This window comes from Vibrio qingdaonensis, assembly GCF_026191675.1.
GTDB lineage: Bacteria > Pseudomonadota > Gammaproteobacteria > Enterobacterales > Vibrionaceae > Vibrio > Vibrio qingdaonensis.
The window spans coordinates 1-343 of the sequence record NZ_JAKRRY010000177.1 but is presented as its reverse complement, the minus strand read 5'-3'; the positions used below and the strand labels follow the sequence as shown (position 1 = coordinate 343).

Genomic DNA, 343 nt, shown 5'->3' with positions numbered 1-343 from the left:
CGTGAAAAGCGCCGACGGCACGGAGCACACCATTACGGTGACCGTGAATGGTACCGAAGATCCAAGCATCATCAGCAGTTACGAGCCCGGCTCAGTGACGGAAGACACCGCGGGTATTTTGACTGACAGTGGGGATTTGGACATTGCTGATGCCGACAGTGGCGAAGCACAATTTGATATTACGCGTGTCGAAGGCCAACAAAATGGTAATGGCGAATCTCCATTAGGCAGCTTAACCATTACCGCCGATGGGCAATGGCGTTACCAAGTCGATAACTCGTTAACGGGTGTGCAGGGGCTGGGTGACGGCGATAGCCGTGACGAAGTGTTCCGCGTGTACTCC

The 343-nt window shown here is 54.2% G+C and carries 1 protein-coding gene; it reads left to right on the top strand.

Annotation, left to right across the window (positions count from 1 at the left end):
• Nucleotides 1-343: VCBS domain-containing protein (locus tag MD535_RS25905; protein WP_265678144.1), on the top strand; the 343-nt coding region annotated here is incomplete at both ends.